This is a genomic window from Klebsiella sp. MS 92-3, assembly GCF_000195655.1.
Classification (GTDB): Bacteria; Pseudomonadota; Gammaproteobacteria; order Enterobacterales; family Enterobacteriaceae; genus Klebsiella; species Klebsiella pneumoniae.
Window position 1 is genome coordinate 1 of record NZ_GL882870.1, and the last position, 504, is coordinate 504.

A 504-nucleotide genomic window follows, 5' to 3' on the forward strand; every position below is an offset into this window, starting at 1 on the left:
TACATTTCATGGGGACAATAATTCAAAGCCTAAACCAGGTGGGAATAGTGGAAATAGAGGTAATAATGGTGATGGATCGAGTGCTAAGGCTGGAGAGATAACAATTACACCTGACAACTCGAAACCTGGTCGTTATATTTCGTCAAATCCAGAATATTCATTATTAGCAAAATTAATTGATGCGGAATCAATTAAAGGTACAGAGGTATATACTTTTCACACCAGAAAAGGTCAGTATGTCAAGGTTACTGTTCCAGATAGTAATATTGATAAAATGAGAGTTGATTATGTGAACTGGAAGGGACCGAAATATAACAATAAACTTGTGAAGAGGTTTGTGAGCCAGTTTTTATTATTTAGGAAGGAAGAAAAAGAAAAAAATGAAAAAGAAGCCTTGCTAAAGGCTAGTGAACTTGTGTCTGGTATGGGGGATAAACTTGGCGAGTATCTTGGAGAAAAATATAAAAATGTAGCTAAGGAAGTTGCCGGTGATATTAAAAACTT

General features: G+C 35.3%; 1 pseudogene. It reads left to right on the forward strand.

Annotated elements, in window-relative coordinates:
- A pseudogene (locus tag HMPREF9538_RS0128620) lies at positions 1–504 on the forward strand (colicin-N); the annotation flags it as partial.